This window comes from Streptomyces sp. NPDC056527 (assembly GCF_042794475.1).
Classification (GTDB): domain Bacteria; phylum Actinomycetota; class Actinomycetes; order Streptomycetales; family Streptomycetaceae; genus Streptomyces.
The window spans coordinates 1-15,305 of the sequence record NZ_JBHTTQ010000055.1 but is presented as its reverse complement, the minus strand read 5'-3'; the positions used below and the strand labels follow the sequence as shown (position 1 = coordinate 15,305).

At 71.3% G+C, this 15,305-nt stretch carries 19 protein-coding genes and 2 pseudogenes; 10 read left to right on the top strand and 11 right to left on the bottom strand.

The features are described 5' to 3' along the window. Positions 1-10 precede the first annotated feature (10 nt). A complete protein-coding gene (locus ACFQ7Q_RS24020; protein ID WP_383558617.1) occupies positions 11-424 on the top strand; it encodes a hypothetical protein in 414 nt (137 codons plus the stop codon). A 45-nt stretch (positions 425-469) separates the two neighbouring features. On the opposite strand, the gene ACFQ7Q_RS24015 is transcribed toward ACFQ7Q_RS24020, so the two are convergent. The 3 genes from ACFQ7Q_RS24015 to ACFQ7Q_RS24005 all read right to left on the bottom strand — a co-directional run bounded on the left by ACFQ7Q_RS24015 (position 470) and on the right by ACFQ7Q_RS24005 (position 2,418). After that, entirely contained in the window at positions 470-1,489 is a 1,020-nt protein-coding gene (locus ACFQ7Q_RS24015) for a SigB/SigF/SigG family RNA polymerase sigma factor (protein WP_383558616.1), read from the bottom strand. After that, positions 1,486-1,899, bottom strand: a complete 414-nt coding sequence (locus ACFQ7Q_RS24010; protein ID WP_015036094.1) for an anti-sigma regulatory factor — start codon at positions 1,897-1,899, stop codon at positions 1,486-1,488. The genes ACFQ7Q_RS24015 and ACFQ7Q_RS24010 overlap by 4 nt, the downstream gene beginning before the upstream one ends. A 258-nt stretch (positions 1,900-2,157) precedes the next feature. Continuing rightward, complete coding sequence (locus ACFQ7Q_RS24005) at positions 2,158-2,418, bottom strand: UBP-type zinc finger domain-containing protein (protein WP_383558615.1); 261 nt, start codon at positions 2,416-2,418, stop codon at positions 2,158-2,160. Between the two features lie 46 nt (positions 2,419-2,464). Here ACFQ7Q_RS24005 and ACFQ7Q_RS24000 point away from each other — a divergent pair, with 46 nt between their 5' ends. Beyond that, a complete protein-coding gene (locus tag ACFQ7Q_RS24000) occupies positions 2,465-4,060 on the top strand; it encodes a Na+/H+ antiporter (protein ID WP_383558614.1) in 1,596 nt (531 codons plus the stop codon). Positions 4,061-4,062: 2 nt separating this feature from the next. Here ACFQ7Q_RS24000 and ACFQ7Q_RS23995 read toward each other — a convergent pair whose 3' ends face one another. Next, entirely contained in the window at positions 4,063-4,998 is a 936-nt protein-coding gene (locus ACFQ7Q_RS23995; RefSeq protein WP_383558613.1) for a 1-aminocyclopropane-1-carboxylate deaminase/D-cysteine desulfhydrase, read from the bottom strand. Between the two features lie 11 nt (positions 4,999-5,009). After that, positions 5,010-5,600 carry an N-acetylmuramoyl-L-alanine amidase gene (locus tag ACFQ7Q_RS23990; protein ID WP_329116169.1) on the bottom strand — a complete coding sequence of 197 codons (591 nt, stop codon included), beginning with the start codon at positions 5,598-5,600 and terminating at the stop codon, positions 5,010-5,012. A 265-nt stretch (positions 5,601-5,865) separates the two neighbouring features. Between ACFQ7Q_RS23990 and ACFQ7Q_RS23985 the strand changes: the two genes are divergently transcribed. Then, entirely contained in the window at positions 5,866-7,281 is a 1,416-nt protein-coding gene (locus tag ACFQ7Q_RS23985) for a family 2B encapsulin nanocompartment shell protein (RefSeq protein ID WP_383558611.1), read from the top strand. 168 nt (positions 7,282-7,449) lie between these two features. Then, a pseudogene (locus ACFQ7Q_RS23980) lies at positions 7,450-7,608 on the top strand (polyprenyl synthetase family protein); the annotation flags it as partial. A 3-nt stretch (positions 7,609-7,611) separates the two neighbouring features. Here ACFQ7Q_RS23980 and ACFQ7Q_RS23975 read toward each other — a convergent pair. Continuing rightward, positions 7,612-8,187: a TetR/AcrR family transcriptional regulator gene (locus ACFQ7Q_RS23975; protein WP_383558610.1), complete on the bottom strand. Its 576-nt coding sequence runs from the start codon at positions 8,185-8,187 to the stop codon at positions 7,612-7,614. A gap of 120 nt (positions 8,188-8,307) precedes the next feature. Between ACFQ7Q_RS23975 and ACFQ7Q_RS23970 the strand changes: the two genes are divergently transcribed. After that, positions 8,308-8,889 carry a dihydrofolate reductase family protein gene (locus ACFQ7Q_RS23970; RefSeq protein WP_383558609.1) on the top strand — a complete coding sequence of 194 codons (582 nt, stop codon included), beginning with the start codon at positions 8,308-8,310 and terminating at the stop codon, positions 8,887-8,889. A gap of 375 nt (positions 8,890-9,264) precedes the next feature. Further along, positions 9,265-9,684 (top strand): DUF6304 family protein, encoded by a 420-nt coding sequence (locus tag ACFQ7Q_RS23965; RefSeq protein ID WP_383558607.1) that lies wholly within the window; start codon positions 9,265-9,267, stop codon positions 9,682-9,684. Positions 9,685-9,763: 79 nt separating this feature from the next. On the opposite strand, the gene ACFQ7Q_RS23960 is transcribed toward ACFQ7Q_RS23965, so the two are convergent. Both ACFQ7Q_RS23960 and snpA read right to left on the bottom strand, forming a co-directional pair. Further along, positions 9,764-10,222: a group II truncated hemoglobin gene (locus ACFQ7Q_RS23960; RefSeq protein WP_383558605.1), complete on the bottom strand. Its 459-nt coding sequence runs from the start codon at positions 10,220-10,222 to the stop codon at positions 9,764-9,766. 131 nt (positions 10,223-10,353) lie between these two features. Continuing rightward, positions 10,354-11,007: a snapalysin gene (gene snpA / locus ACFQ7Q_RS23955; protein WP_383558603.1), complete on the bottom strand. Its 654-nt coding sequence runs from the start codon at positions 11,005-11,007 to the stop codon at positions 10,354-10,356. 191 nt (positions 11,008-11,198) lie between these two features. Between snpA and ACFQ7Q_RS23950 the strand changes: the two genes are divergently transcribed. Further along, positions 11,199-12,155 carry a LysR family transcriptional regulator gene (locus ACFQ7Q_RS23950; protein WP_383558602.1) on the top strand — a complete coding sequence of 319 codons (957 nt, stop codon included), beginning with the start codon at positions 11,199-11,201 and terminating at the stop codon, positions 12,153-12,155. A gap of 67 nt (positions 12,156-12,222) precedes the next feature. After that, on the top strand, positions 12,223-12,693 hold the full coding sequence (locus ACFQ7Q_RS23945) for a GNAT family N-acetyltransferase (protein WP_383558600.1): 471 nt from the start codon (positions 12,223-12,225) through the stop codon (positions 12,691-12,693). An 84-nt stretch (positions 12,694-12,777) separates the two neighbouring features. Here ACFQ7Q_RS23945 and sodN read toward each other — a convergent pair whose 3' ends face one another. After that, a complete protein-coding gene (sodN, locus tag ACFQ7Q_RS23940) occupies positions 12,778-13,173 on the bottom strand; it encodes a superoxide dismutase, Ni (protein WP_137993403.1) in 396 nt (131 codons plus the stop codon). A 150-nt stretch (positions 13,174-13,323) separates the two neighbouring features. Here sodN and sodX point away from each other — a divergent pair, with 150 nt between their 5' ends. Continuing rightward, positions 13,324-13,758, top strand: coding sequence for a nickel-type superoxide dismutase maturation protease (gene sodX / locus ACFQ7Q_RS23935; protein WP_383558599.1), 435 nt, complete (start codon positions 13,324-13,326; stop codon positions 13,756-13,758). Here the strand turns inward: sodX and ACFQ7Q_RS23930 are convergent. After that, positions 13,662-14,291, bottom strand: a complete 630-nt coding sequence (locus ACFQ7Q_RS23930) for a CGNR zinc finger domain-containing protein (RefSeq protein WP_383558597.1) — start codon at positions 14,289-14,291, stop codon at positions 13,662-13,664. The genes sodX and ACFQ7Q_RS23930 overlap by 97 nt on opposite strands. Before the next feature lie 94 nt (positions 14,292-14,385). On the opposite strand from ACFQ7Q_RS23930, the gene ACFQ7Q_RS23925 reads away from it, so the two are divergent. After that, entirely contained in the window at positions 14,386-15,150 is a 765-nt protein-coding gene (locus ACFQ7Q_RS23925; protein ID WP_383558595.1) for a class I SAM-dependent methyltransferase, read from the top strand. Positions 15,151-15,210: 60 nt separating this feature from the next. Here ACFQ7Q_RS23925 and ACFQ7Q_RS23920 read toward each other — a convergent pair. Next, positions 15,211-15,305: pseudogene (locus ACFQ7Q_RS23920) on the bottom strand (ectoine/hydroxyectoine ABC transporter ATP-binding protein EhuA); the annotation flags it as partial.

Below are 15,305 nucleotides of genomic sequence, written 5' to 3'. Positions count from 1 at the left end.
CCTGCCTGGTATGAGCAGTACGGAGCAGACTCCCCGCCCTGTCCGGTTGACCGCCGCCGCGGCGGTGGCCGGTATCGAGGCCCTCGCGCTGGTGATCGGGGGCGTGTACGTGCTCGTGACCGGACTCACCGGAAACCCCGACAGCCTGACCCAGGCGGTCACCGGCGGGGCGACGCTGATCGCGCTCGGCCTGATCCCGGGGGCGGCGGCACGTGGTCTGCTGCTGCGCCGTGGATGGAGCCGCGGTCCCGCGATCATCACCCAGATCCTGGCCCTGCCCGTCGCCTGGCAGCTCCTCCAGGCGAACAGCGCCATGATCCCCGCGGGCATCGCCCTCGCGGTCCTCGCCGTGACCGGCCTGGTCCTCCTGGTGAACCCGGCGACGACCGAGGCCCTGGGCATCGGCCGTCGCGGCGAGGCGTAACGCCCGCGTCGGGCGTGCGGCGGACCTTCGGCCCGCCGGTGGTGACTACTCCTCCACGAGGAGCTTCTCCCGGAGCTGTGCCAGCGTGCGGGCCAGCAGACGGGAGACGTGCATCTGCGAGATGCCGACCTCCTGCGCGATCTGCGACTGCGTCATGTTGCCGAAGAAGCGCAGCAGCAGGATCCGCTTCTCCCGGGGCGGCAGGTCCTCCAGGAGAGGCTTGAGCGACTCGCGGTACTCGACGCCCTCCAGGGCCTCGTCCTCCGCGCCCAGCGTGTCCGCGACCGCCGGGGACTCGTCGTCCGTGTCCGGGACGTCCAGCGAGAGCGTCGAGTAGGCGTTCGCCGACTCCAGGCCCTCCAGGACCTCCTCCTCCGAGATGCCGAGCCGCTCCGCCAGCTCGTGCACCGTCGGCGAGCGGCCGTGCAGCTGGGAGAGCTCCGCCGTCGCCGTCGTCAGCGAGAGCCGCAGCTCCTGAAGGCGGCGCGGCACCCGGACCGCCCAGCCCTTGTCGCGGAAGTGGCGCTTGATCTCGCCGACGACCGTCGGAGTCGCGTACGTCGAGAACTCGACGCCCCGCTCCGGGTCGAACCGGTCCACCGACTTGATCAGGCCGATCGTGGCGACCTGCGTCAGGTCGTCGAGCGGCTCGCCACGGTTGCGGAAGCGCCGGGCCAGGTGCTCGACCAGCGGCAGATGCATCCGTACCAGCTGATTGCGGAGCTCCGCCTTCTCTGCGGAGCCCTCCGGGAGCTTGCGCAGCTCGATGAAGAGCGCCCGCGCCCCGCTCCGGTCGTGCGGATGCGGAGCCTCACGCGGCTCGTGCGTCTCCGGAGCCTCCGGTGCCTCGTGCGTCTCCGGAGCCTCCGGGGCCTCCGGGGCCTGGTGCGCCGCCGGGCCCTCCTGGGACTCGTGCGTCTCCGGAGCCTCCCGCGGCTCGGAAACCTCGTTGTGCTGGTGCTCGCTCATGTGGACCGCCTGCTCCGTAGCGACCTCGACCTCGACCTCCGGATGCGGCCGCGCCTGCTGCTCAGGGATGCCGGCCGTCGCGTCCCCGCTCCTCACGCCGGGCCTGGCCCCGCGCCGCGCTGTTTGTACAGGCTGATGGAGACCGTACGGTCCTCCGCGACGGACGATTCGACCTTCCCGGCCAGCGCGGAGAGCACGGTCCACGCGAAGGTGTCCCGCTCCGGTGCCCGTCCGTCCGTCGTCGGGGCCGACACCGTCACGTCGAGCGAGTCGTCGACCAGGCGGAAGACGCAGCTCAGTACGGACCCCGGTACGGCCTGCTGGAGCAGGATGGCGCACGCCTCGTCGACCGCGATCCGCAAGTCCTCGATCTCGTCGAGGGTGAAGTCCAAGCGCGCCGCGAGACCGGCCGTGGCCGTACGCAGCACGGACAGGTAGGCACCCGCAGCGGGCAGCCGGACTTCCACGAAGTCCTGGGTCCCGGGCTCGCCTGCGATCTGGGACACCCTCACCTCCAAGGTGGCACAAGCTCATTCGGGGCCCGGGGGGAGAAAGCCCCCCGAACCGGGCGGTGCGCAGTCGGTTGCGCAATCCGCGGTGACGCTATCGCGATCCATACTGCCGTGTCGCCGTGGGCCCTTGGCGGGACCCCGCCCCCGTCTGTCACTCATGGTAAGGCCACGAGTACGGACAGTGGCTAGAGGTCTGCGGGGCCCAATTGCGCGGCGACCGGCAGTCGATCGCCGGGGTGTCGTACCCAGCCCTCAGACGATCGAACCGTCCACGAAGCACCAGCGCCAGCGTTCGTTCCGCTCGAAGGTCCGCATCACGGGGTGCCCGGTGGTCGAGAAGTGCCCTGTCGCGTGCCGCCCCGACGAGGAGTCGCAGCACCCCACGTGTCCGCAGCTGAGGCAGAGCCGCAGCTGGACGGGGTGGGTGCCGTCGGCCAGGCATTCAGGGCAGGTGTCGGTCAGCGGCGCCGGTTCGGGGCGCGGCATTTCGGCAACGTGCGGGCACTCGCTCATGATGGCCAGGTTACGTGGTGGAACGAGACGGGGACGGGGCCGAGGAATGGACGCACTGGAGCTGGTGGGACTCGTCGCGGCCAGTGCCGTGGTGGCGGGCCTGGCCCGCCGGACACCCGTACCGGCGCCGCTGCTCCTGGTGGCCGTCGGCCTCGCGGCGTCGTACGTCCCCGGCGTCCCGGACTACACCCTCGACCCGCACATCGTCCTTCCGCTCATCCTGCCCCCGCTCCTCTACACGGCGGCCGTGGACTCCTCCTACCTCGATCTGCGGGCCAACATCCGGCCCGTCGCCCTGCTCTCGGTCGGGTACGTCCTCTTCGCCACCGTGGCCGTCGGCTGGCTCGCGTACGTGCTCGTCCCGGACCTGCCGCTGACCGCCGCGCTCGTGCTGGGCGCGGTCGTCGCGCCGCCGGACGCGGTCGCGGCGACGGCGATCGCCCGCAAGCTGGGGCTGCCGAACCGGATCACCACCATCCTCCAGGGCGAGTCCCTGGTGAACGACGCCACCGCCATCACGGCCTTCAAGGTCGCGCTCGCCGCGGCGGTCGGGGAGGGCATCAGCTGGGCGGGCGGCTTCGGCGAGTTCGCGCTCGCGGCGATCGGCGGGATCGGCGTCGGTCTCGTCCTGATGGTCCCCATCCACTGGCTGCGCTGCCGGCTCGGCGAGGCCCTGCTGCAGAACACCCTCTCGCTGCTGATCCCCTTCGTCGCCTACGCGGCGGCGGAGGAGGTCGGCGCCTCCGGTGTCCTCGCGGTGGTCGTGGTCGGCCTCTTCCTCGGACACCGCAACTGGCAGGTGGACTTCGCGACCCGCCTCCAGGAGGAGGCCGTGTGGAAGATGGTCGCCTTCATCCTGGAGTCCGCCGTCTTCGCCCTGATCGGGCTGCAACTGCCGTACGTCGTCCAGGGCCTCGGGCGGTACGGGATCGCCGAGGCGATCTGGTACGCCGTCGGCGTGTTCGTCGCGGTGGTCGTGGTCCGGTTCGTCTGGGTCTACCCGGCCACCTTCCTGCCCCGATGGCTCTCCGAGCGCATCAGGGAGCGCGAACCGGGGGTGGACTGGAGGGCGCCGCTGATCGTCGGCTGGGCCGGGATGCGGGGAGTGGTCTCCCTCGCCATCGCCTTCTCGATCCCGGTGATGACGGACGGCGTGGAGTTCCCCGCGCGCAACCTCGTCCTCTTCCTCACCTTCACGACCGTGATCGGGACGCTCGTCGTCCAGGGCCTCACGCTGCCGCCGCTCATCAGGCTCCTGAAGCTGCCGGGCCGCGACACGTACCAGGAGACCCTGGCCGAGGCCCAGGCCCAGAGCGAGGCGTCCCGCGCCGCGGAGGAGCGTCTCGACGCGCTGCTGAGCGACGAGCGCAACGCCCTGCCCGAGCCGCTCGCCGAACGGCTCCGCACGGTCCTTGAACGGCGCCGCAACGCGGTGTGGGAGCGCCTCGGCGCCGTCAACGAGGTCACGGGGGAGACGGTCGACGACACCTACCGGCGGCTGGCCAGGGAGATGATCGAGGCCGAGCGCGAGGTCTTCGTGCGGCTCCGGGACGAGCGCGGCATCGACGACGAGATGATGCGCACCCTGCTGCGCCGACTGGATCTCGAGGAGGCGGCGGCCTACCGCGAGGAGACCGGCTGAGGTCAGGACGGGCTGCCCGTGACCACCGCGGCGACGGTCGTTCCCGGGGCGAACGCGCCCTCCTCGGCCAGCACGACAAGGCCGTGGAGCATTTTGGCCACATACAGTCGCTCGACGGCGAGTCCATGCCGCTCTTCGAAGTCCCGCGCGAACGCGTCGAGGACGGGGGTCGTACGGGCGTAACCGCCGCCGTGGAAGCGCTCGTCGAGGCTCCAGTCGCCGCGAGGACCGCCGAAGGCGGCGCGTTGGAGGGCGCGTACCTCGTCGCCCAGGAAGCCGCCTTTGAGGACCGGGACGCCGAGGGCCTTCTGTCCGGGACCCAGACCGGCCGCCAGGCCCGCCAGCGTGCCTCCTGTGCCGCAGGCGACGGCGACCACGTCGGCGGCGCCGCGCAGTTCGCGTCCGAGCTCCACGCACCCCTCGACGGCGAGGGCGTTGCTGCCGCCCTCGGGGACGACGTACGGGGCGTCCGCGGCGGTCCCCACGGCGGCCCCCGCGGCACCGGGCGCCTCCGCCGCCAGCGCCAGGACGCGCGCCAGCACCGTCGGGTCCGTCTTCGCCCGGTACGTGGACCGGTCCACGAACACCAGCCGCATCCCGTCCGCCGCGCACCGCGCCAGCGAGGGGTTCAGCGGCCGGCCGGCCAGTTCGTCCCCCCGTACGACCCCGATCGTGTCGAAGCCGAGGAGCCTGCCGGCGGCCGCCGTGGCGCGCAGATGGTTGGAGTACGCGCCGCCGAAGGTGAGCACCGGGCGGCCGTCGGCCTCGCGCAGATTGAGCGCCAGCTTGCGCCACTTGTTGCCCGGCAGGTCCGGATGGATCAGATCGTCGCGCTTGAGCAGCAGCCGCAGGTCCCGGCGGGTGAAGCGCTCGTCCTCGACCGGCTCCAAGGGGGACGGGAGCCGGGGCCGCAGCCGGGAGAGGTCGAACGCGTTCACCCGGCCATTGTCTACCGAAGGCGCTCCGCGATCCGCTCCCGCATCGAGGCCATCGTGAAGCCGCGCGGGTCCACCTTCCCCGGCTGCCACTCCAGGTGGCCGATCACCGAGCGGTGGGTCCAGCCGTGCACCCGGCACACGGCCGCCGCGGCCTTCTCGATCGCCTCCAGCTGGACCTTGGGCCACGGGTCCTTGCCGTCCCCGAGGTTCTCGCACTCGAAGCCGTAGAAGTGGCGGTTGCCGTCCGTCGTGGCCTCGTTGTCCGGTGGGAGGCGCTGCTCGGCGATGACCGCGCGCAGGACGTCGTCGTCGCCCGCTCCGGCGTGATTGGCGCGGCCGTAGCCGACCAGGTGGACCCTGCCGTCCTTGGCGATCACGCCGTGGCAGAGCGGCCCGGGCAGGGTGCTGTGGCCGTCCCGGCAGAGCCGGACGGTGTTCGCGGTCCCCCGGGTGACGGTGTGATGGATCATCACGCCGTGGACGGGGCCCCAGGGGCCCTTGTGGTTGCGGTTGTGCGTGCGCCAGTCGCCGACCTGGACGACCGTCAGGCCCTCGTCGCGCAGTGCGTCGAGGAACCTGCTCGCGGACATGGGTGGGGCCATGGCCGACTCCTTCGGAGTAAGCGGAACGGGACGGAACCGACTACCGGAGTACCGGAGTCCTCGGCTCCGGGCCACCCGTTCGGGCTGTGTGCGAGCCGATCCGGACACTGCGCCAGGAGAAGGACGGGGACGTGCTGTTCGAGTGGAAACCGGGTGACATGCCCAGCCGCGAGTGATCCACTCCCACTCATTTGTGTAATGGCGCGCGCACTCTCCGTGCTGAAAGGCTTCCTCTCGCAGCTCAGTCATATCGAGAGGGAGTTCCATGTCCGTTGGTTCGGTTGGCGACGAGGTCCGCGCGGAACAGGCAAGCCCGCAGCAGAGTCTCGGTACCGCCGCCGCGCGGAACCTGGCGACCACCACCAAGTCGGCCCCGCAGATGCAGGAGATCACCTCTCGGTGGCTGCTGCGGGCGCTGCCGTGGGTGCAGGTCCAGGGCGGTACGTACCGGGTGAACCGGAGGCTCAGCTACTCCGTGGGTGACGGCCGTGTCACCTTCGTGCAGACCGGAGAGCGTGTCGCCGTGATCCCCGCCGAACTCGGCGAACTCCCGGCGCTGCGCGGCTACGAGGACGAGGAGGCGCTCACCGAGCTCGCTTCGCGCTGCCGCCAGCGCCAGTACGCGCCCGGAGAGGTGATCGCCACCGCGGGCGAGCCCACCGACCGCGTCCACCTCCTTGCGCACGGCAAGATCGAGCAGATCGGCGAGGGGCCGTACGGCGACGAGGCGATCCTCGGAGTCCTCGCCGACGGCGCCTACTTCGGCGACAGCTCGCTGACCCACGAGGACGCCACCTGGGAGTGGACCGCCCGCGCGGCCACCACCTGCACGGTCCTCGAGCTCACCCGCGACGACGTGCGCAACCTCGCCGAGCGGGCCGGGTCGCTCGCCGCCCACCTCGCGGGCGTGGCGGCACTGCCCCACCAGCGCACCAACAATTACGGCGAGGCCGAGATCGACCTCTCCGCCGGCCACGTCGGCGAGGCGGTCGTCCCGCACACTTACGTGGACTACGACGCCTCCCCGCGCGAGTACGAACTGTCCGTCGCCCAGACCGTGCTGAAGGTCCACAGCCGCGTCGCCGATCTGTACAACCAGCCGATGAACCAGACCGAGCAGCAGTTGCGGCTCACGGTCGAGGCGCTGCGCGAGCGCCAGGAGCACGAGCTCATCAACAACCGGGAGTTCGGCCTCCTCTCCAACTGCGACTACGGGCAGCGGCTCCAGCCCCACGACGGCGTGCCCAGCCCTGACGACATGGACGAGCTCCTCTCGCGCCGTCGGGGCTCCAAGCTGTTCCTCGCCCACCCGCGCGCGATCGCCGCCTTCGGGCGCGAGTGCAACCGGCGTGGTCTCGTCCCCGAGTCCATCGAGATCAACGGCAACCGGATCCCGACCTGGCGCGGAGTGCCGATCTACCCGTGCAACAAGATCCCGGTCTCGGACGCCCGGACCACCTCGATCATCTGTATGCGTACGGGCGAGTCCGACCAGGGCGTGATCGGCCTCCACCAGACGGGCATTCCGGACGAGATCGAGCCGAGCCTGTCCGTCCGTTTCATGGGCATCGACGAGCAGGCGATCATCTCCTACCTGGTCACGGCCTACTACTCGGCGGCGATCCTCGTGCCCGACGCGCTGGGAGTCCTGGAGAACGTGGAGGTCAGCCGCTGGCGCTGATCTCGCCGATCCGGAGAATCGCCGATCCGGGGCGGGGGGCCGCGCCGACGGCCCCCCGCCCCGGCACGGCCGCCGTGCCGTGGACGGACCGCAAGACGGAGGGAAACCAACGTGACCGGCGCTCGGGCGGACGGCCTCGCCGAGCCCCGGCGTGCCGTGGCGCTCCTCGACGCGGTCGAGCGCGCGGGTGGCCGGGACTGGGCGCAGACCCAGGCGGCCGACCGGATGGCCAGGGCGGTGCAGCAGCTCTCCCGCGCGGTGCCGGATCTGACGGCGGCGGGGGACCTGCTGGCCCTGGCGGAGTTCGTCACGCGCCGGACGCGCTGACCGTCAGTCCTCCGGGACGATCCGGCGGACCACGGTCTCGATGAGGACGTCCAGCTCGCGGTCGTCGTGGAGCCCGGGGACCGTGAAGTGGTCGAAGAGCAGTCCGGTCAGGGCGAAGTAGAGCAGCCGGACCGTGTCCGCGTCGCCCGGCATCCCTGATTCGAGATGCAGGCGGATGTTGAAGGCGAGGTCGCCGCGCAGCACCTCCGTGAGCCGGTCGCGCAGTTCGGGGCGGCGGGTGGCCTCCAGGCGGAGCTCGAACAGGCCCAGATAGCAGCTGCGCTCGGCCGCCATCCGCCGGGCGGTCCAGCGCATCAGCTCGACGACCAGCTCACGGCTGGGCTCCGGCCGCAGGGCCGTGTCCAGCGTGCCCGGCTCAGGGGTGAGCCGCACGAAGATCCGGTCCCCGACCTGGGACAGCAGCTGGTCCCGGTCGGTGAAGTAGTTGGACGAGGTGCCCGTGGGCACACCCGCCCGGGCGTCCACCGCCCGGAAGGTGAGCCCACGGGCACCTTCGTCCGCGAGCACATCGATCGCCGCGTCGAGCAGCGCCGCGCGCCGCTCGGGATTTCTCGCCACCGGACCTCCTGGTTCCACTTCTCGTCGGAAGATAGCTCTTGCGTAACCACTACAAGTGAAGCACTATAACTGTCGTGGTTGCGGTCGCAGCCCACATCCCGAGAGAAGAAGAGGACCGGTTTGCGCAAGCTCACCTACTACATCGCGTGCACCATCGACGGCTTCATCGGCGACCCCGAGGGGGACGCCACGTCCATGTTCACGTTCCTGGACCCGCAGTACGTGGGGTTCATGGCCGCCGAGTACCCGGAGACCATTCCGACGCAGGGGCGTGGGCCGCTCGGGATCGACGCGGACAACAAGCACTTCGACACCGTCATCCAGGGCCTCGGCTCGTACCAGCTCGCCCTCGACATCGGCGTCACCAGCCCCTACGGGCACCTCCGGGAGATCGTCGCGACCCGCTCGCTCGCCGAGTCGCCCGATCCGAACGTCGAGCTGATCGCCGACGACCTGGTCGGCCGGGTCCGCGAACTGAAGGCCGAGGACAGCCCGCTCGACATCTGGCTCTGCGGCGGCTCCACCATCGCCGGCGAGCTCATCGAGGAGATCGACGAGCTGATCATCAAGACGTACCCGCAGGTCTACGGCTCCGGCATGCCGATGTTCGGCGCCGACTTCGAGCCCCGCGACTTCGAACTGGGCGCGGTGCGGACCTTCGACAACGGCGTGCTCGTCCGTACGTACACCAGGAAGCGGTGACAAGGGCGGCGCCCTACCCTGGGAGGTATGGGCAGCCAAACCCCGCGTACGGTACGGGACCCGCAGGCCACGCCCACGTGTCGGGCCTGCGGACGGTCCCTCGGAATCGTCGCGAAGCGGCACAAGGTCCTGGGGGCCTGGGTGCCGGAGTGGGAAGTGCAGCCGTGCGGCAACCCGGGCTGCCGGTCGTACGTCGGCCCCGAGGGGTCCGACCGGGGCGACGACGCCTCTGAGGGGGCCGGGGACGGAACTCCCGAGGGTGGTGCGGAAGCCACTACCGCGCACGTGACCGGCAAGAACGGCGAGACCGGGAGAAGTCCGGCCCCGGGGTGACCGGACGCGCGAAGGAGCCGGTCAGACCGCTACAGTCCGCGCATGTCATCGGAGTCGTCAGAAATCTGGACCGGTTGGTACCGGGACCGCAGCGGCGCGGAAGCGATCGTGATCACGGCGGGCGGGAGCCAGGTGTCCACCCGCATCAGGGGAGTCGAGTACACGGGCGCGACCTTCGACGCCCTGCGCGCGACGGACGAGGGCGGCGAGGCCCTCACCGCTTGTGTCCTGGAGTGGGACCTGCCGCTCCCCGTCGTCATGGACGGTGCCACGCAGCAGGCCACCCTCGGCTGCCTGCTGACGCTCGGTGAGCGCGTGGACCTGAGTCTGACGCTGCACTACGGCGGCGCCGCCTTCGAATCCGGCATCGCCGGGGGCGACTTCGACGAGGCCCTCGAGCGGGTGAGGCGCCAGCTCCCGGACGGGGCGGAGTTCGGCCGCAGGCTGCGTCAGGCCGCCTGAACGCGGAGCGCGGGGCCGGGCGGCCGTCGGGCGGGGCGCACCGGGGTCACGCGAGGCCGTCGGGCGGGGCGCACGGGGGTCACGCGAGGCCGTTCCATCCCCAGCGCGGGGTGGGTCCGGGTTCGCCGAGATCCGTGCCCGGCTCCGAGGCCGAGACGTCCTTGGCGATCCTGGTCCCCCAGTCGAAGTACTCCACCACCCGGCGTCGCAGCAGCTCGTCGTCCGGCAGCTCCTTCTCCACCGCCGCGGTCATCAGCTCCATCCAGCGCAGTCGCTGCTCCTCAGTGATGCCGAGCCCGAGGTGGGCGCGGAGCAGGGCCTGATGGCCGCCCAGCTCCGCCGTGAAATCGGCGGGCCCCGAGAAGACCTCCGCCAGCCACACGGCGACGTGCTCGACATGGGCGGCGGTGAAGTCGGCGAAGACGGGCGCGAGGAGGGGGTCGGCCAGGACCGCCTCGTAGAACGTGTCGGACAACCGGCGCAGCGCGTCGGCGCCGCCCACGGCCTCGTACAGGGTGTTCGTGTGCTCGGCGGTCATGGGACGCCTCCGGTGTCCGGGATGTGTGCTCCCAGCTTTCACACAACTCGGCCCGGATCCAAGGATGTTCGCTCTCGGCGGGGCGAGCGGCACGTGGCCGTCCGCCCCGCCGGTCGCTTGCCCGGGTGGGCTCAGAAGGTCTTCGCGGCCGAGGCGAGGCCGTTGCGCCACAGCTGGTCGACGCGCGCCCGCTCCTGGGTGTTGGGCTGGGCGTTCTGGCAGGAGGTGCCCGGACCGCCGCCGGACATCAGCTCGCTGCACGGGCCCGAGTAGTGGTCGGGGAGGCCGAGGACGTGCCCGGTCTCGTGGGCGGTGACGCGGGTGGAGTTGTACTGCTGGTTCTGCCGGTAGTCGAGGAAGATGTAGCCGTTGCCGTGCCCGTCGGTGCTGGCGTACGAACCGCGCGAGTCATTGCCCTCGTAGTAGCGGAAGTCGGGGTTGCTGCCCTCCACCAGCCGTACGTTGACCACAGAGCTGTTCCATATCTGGGTGCTGCGGGAGATCTGGCTGCGGAAGCTCGGGGCGTTGGCGGCGCTGTACACGACGGTGACGGCGGCCGCGCCGGGGTTGGCGGCCCGCTTCTTCGCCACGGACTTCATGACGGCCTCGTGGAACGCCTTGGTCGCCTTGGCGTCCTCGGCGGACCCGGCGTAGGCCGCGTACCCGGTGGGTGCGGCGGTGGAGTCGACGGGCGCGGCGGAGGCGGTGGGGACGCCCAGCGCGGCGGCGAGTCCGAGGCCGAGGGTGGCGGCGAGCGAGGCGGTGAGGACCTTGGGGTGTCTCATGGGGGGTGGCTCCTCCTGGTCGGTTGGAGAGAGTGTCGGGGGAGCCGGGGCCGCTGCGGATGATGGCAGCAGGGGATAGCGCGAAGGCATCATCACCCGATGGGGATGAGTCTGAACTCCCCTCGAAATAGCGGGAATTGAGGGGACGAGGGTGTCTGGTGCGGCCCCCGGTGCGGCCCTACCCTCGGGGCATGGAGCTGGAGGTGAGGCATCTGCGCGTGCTCTGCGCCATCGCGGACACGGGCAGTCTGCACAAGGCGGCGCGGCAACTGGGCATGAGCCAGCCCTCGTTGACGACACAGCTGCGCCGCATCGAGAACGCCCTCGGCGCGGAGCTCTTCGCACGCGGCCGCACCGGCTGTCGCCCCACACCGCTGGGCCGCTCGGTGCTCAGCAGGGCGCGCCCGCTCGTCGACCAGATGGCCGCGCTGATCACGGAGACCCGGGCCGCGGCCGCCCGTACCGACGGGCCGCGGCTGCGGGTCGGTTCGACCGCGAGCAGGGCACTGCCGGGTTGGCTGCGGCGGCTGCGACAGGGCCTCCCGGGCACGGACATCGCGCTCCACATGGACGTCTCCGCCAACGCCCTGCTGCGGTCGGTCGCCGTGGGCCAGCTGGACGTGGCCTTCGTCCACGAGGTCGAGGGGTGCCCGCTGCGGGTGCCGGACGGCCTCCTCGCGCGGGTCCTGGTCGAGCGGGAGCCGCAGTTCGTCTCGATGGCCCCGGACCACCCGGCCGCCGCGCTGTCCGTGGTGGAGCTGGCGGACCTCGCCGAGGACCGCTGGATGGTCGACCCGACGGTGGACGGTGAGTGGGACGGTCTGCGGCGCGTCCTGAGCGAGGCCGGCATCGACCCGCCGCTGCTGCACGGCGACTACCACACGGCCGCGTCCTTGATCGTCCTCGGCGAGGCGGTGGCGCCCTGCCAGCCGACATCGTTGCCACGCGAGGACATGGCGATCAGGCCGCTCAGGGACGACCCGCTGGCGGTACGGCTGCTCCTGTACGCCCGCGACGGGGCGCTGCTCGACCCGCTCTACGCCGACCTGGCGGCGGCCTACCGAGAGGCGGCGCTTCGGGCCGCGCCGTACCGGCAGTGGCTGCGCCGGCACGGGATGTCGGTGGGGCCGGGCATGATGACGGTATGAAGGATCTTGTGGACGGGACGGCGGCGGGGGCCACGCGCGCGGCCGCGGCCGTCGAGGGGGAGCTCCGTTGAGCGCGGCATGCGTACGGCACGCGCTTCCGGAGGATCTGGACCGGGTGGCCGAACTGGCCGCCGAGCACGCCGCGTACGAGAAGGCCACGCCCCCGGCCCCCGGTCTCGCGGACCGGCTGGCCCGCCTCCTCTTCGGTCCCGAACCGCCCCGCCTGCGCTGCCTGGTGGCCGAGCTCCCCGACGGCCGCCTCGTCGGCTACGCCACGTGCGCCCCCGAGCTCTCCACCTGGGACGGCGCCGAGTACCTCCACATGGACTGCCTCTACCTCTCCGCGGCCGAACGCGGCCTGGGGCTTGGACCCCTGCTCGTCGACGCCCTGCGCGAGGAGGCCCGCGTCCTCGGCCTCACCGAGATCCAGTGGCAGACCCCGACCTGGAACGAGGGCGCGATCCGCTTCTACGACCGCCTGGGCGCCACGTCGAAGCAGAAGCTCCGCTACACCCTCCCGGTGGAGCCCACGGCTTGACCCGGCCGGACGGCACACAAGCCGAAGGGGCCCGTCCGGGATTGCCGGGCGGGCCCCTTCGGGCGGTGCTTCGCGCGAGGAAGGTCAGGCCTTCTTCGTCTCCCAGAAGATCCGGTCGACCTCGGCGATGAGTTCCAGCGCCTTCTCGCCCGTCTTCGGGTCCGTCGACGCCTTGGCGGCCGAGAGGGCCTTCAGGGTGTCGTTGATGAGCTGGTGCAGCTCCGGGTACTTCTCGAAGTGCGGGGGCTTGAAGTAGTCGCTCCACAGCACCGAGATGTGGTGCTTCGCGAGCTCCGCGCGCTGCTCCTTGATGACCGTGGCACGCGCGCGGAAGTGCGCGTCCTCGTTGGCCTGGTACTTCTCCTGGACGGCCTTGACCGACTCGGCCTCGATCCGGGCCTGGGCCGGGTCGTAGACACCGCAGGGGAGGTCGCAGTGGGCGCTGACCTTCACCTTGGGGGCAAACAGGCGGGAGAGCATTGAGCTGTCCTTCCTCGTGATCGTCTTCTCAGGTGGGAGATTACTCCCCGAGAGGGCCGTTTTCGCGAGCGCCCCCTGGGGCTTAGGACAAAAGTCCAGGGTCACCATGGGACTCGTGTACGAGTGGACGATCGGATCGGGAGGTGCCGGATGACGGAGGCGGGGCGGGAGCCGGGGCGGGGGTCCGGGCCACTGTTCGGGATCGCCGAGGTGACGGGGGTGTCCATGGTGCCCACGCTGCTCCACGGCGATCAGCTCCTCGTGCACTACGGGGGGCGGTTGAAGGTGGGGAGCGTGGCCGTCCTGCGTCACCCGCTCCAGCAGGACCTGCTCATCGTGAAGCGGCTGATCGAGCGACGGGACGCCGGCTGGTGGGTGCTCGGGGACAACCCGGACGCCGAGGGCGACAGCCGGGTCTTCGGAGCCGTACCCGCCGAGCTGGTGCTGGGGCGCGTCCGGGTCAGGTACCGGCCCGTCACCCCGGGGCGTCAGCGGTCGGTCGGCGTGGTGCTCTCCTGGCTGTTCTCCGCGCTCAGGCCGGTCCGGTCGGACCGTTCGGCCTCCAGGCGCTTGCGGGCCCGGTAGGCGGCCACGTTGGCGCGGGTGGCGCAGCGGTCCGAGCAGTAGCGGCGGGAGCGGTTGGTCGAGGTGTCGAGGTAGGCGTTGCGGCAGGGGGAGGCCTGGCAGAGTCCGAGCCGGTCGGCGCCGAACTCCGTGAGGTGGAAGGCGAGACCCATCGCCGCGATCGCCGCGTATCCCGCGGTCGCGTTCGAGGGGTGGTCGGCGAGGTGCATGTGCCAGCGCGGATGGCCCTCGTCGTCGAGGTAGTCGTGACCGGAGATCTGCGGGCTGACCGGGAACTCCAGGAGCAGTGAGTTCAGCAGGTCAACCGCCTGGGTGTGGTCCCCCTCGTCCGCCGCGGTGAAGACCGCCCGCAGCCGGGCGCGTACCGAGCGGAAGCGCGTGACGTCGGCGTCCGTCGCCCGCCGGGCCATCTGGGAGGCTGCGCCGAAGAGCTCCCGGACCGCCTCGACCGAGGTCAGGGAGTCCTTGTTGCGGGCCGGCTCCTCGGTGTTGACCAGACGCACGGCGTAATCCGAGTAATAGGCCAGTTCCACTTGTAGTCCTTACGGCGGAGGTCTAGTGTCGGGTGCGGAGGGGGTAATGGATGTCCCCCCTCCGAGGGTATTACGAAGAGGGCGAGGCAGAGGGATGACGGACGCGGCTACGACCGGAACCGACTGGGCGGCCTGGCAGCAGAGCTGGGACCGTCAGCAGGAGTGGTACATGCCGGACCGCGAGGAGCGGTTCCGCGTGATGCTCGACATGGTCGAGGCCGTGGTGGGGCCGGAGCCCCGCGTCCTGGACCTGGCGTGCGGTACAGGGAGTATTACGGATCGGCTGCTCAAGCGGTTCCCGAAGGCGACCAGCGTCGGTGTCGACCTCGACCCCGCCCTGCTCGCCATCGCCGAGGGGTACTTCGCCGGCGACGAGCGCGTCACCTTCCTGACCGCCGACCTCAAGGACCCGGAGTGGGTCACCGGGCTTCCGCACGACTCGTACGACGCCGTGCTCACCGCCACCGCGCTGCACTGGCTCCACACCGAGCCGCTCACCGCGCTGTACGGGCAGCTCGCGGGCCTCGTCCGCGACGGCGGAGTCTTCATGAACGCCGACCACATGATCGACGAGACCACACCCCGGATCAACGCCGCCGAGCGGGCCCACCGTCATGCCGCCATGGACCGCGCCAAGGCCGCCGGCGCCCTCGACTGGGCGGAGTGGTGGGCCGTGGCCGCCAAGCACCCGGTCCTCGCCGAGCCGACCGCCCGCCGCTTCGAGATCTACGGCGAGCACGCCGACGGCGACATGCCGTCCTCGCGCCGCCACGCCGAGATCCTCCGTGACTCCGGCTTCGCCGAGGCCCGGCCCGTCTGGGCCTCGCCCTCGGACACCCTCGTGCTGGCCGTGAAGTAGCGCGTACGAGGAAGGGGCGGTACGGGATCCCGTACCGCCCCTTCCTCGTCGTACCGGCTGCTACAGCACCTTGGAGAGGAATGCCTTGGTGCGGTCGTGCTGGGGGTTGCCCAGGACGTCGCGGGGGTGGCCGGATTCGACCACGACGCCGCCGT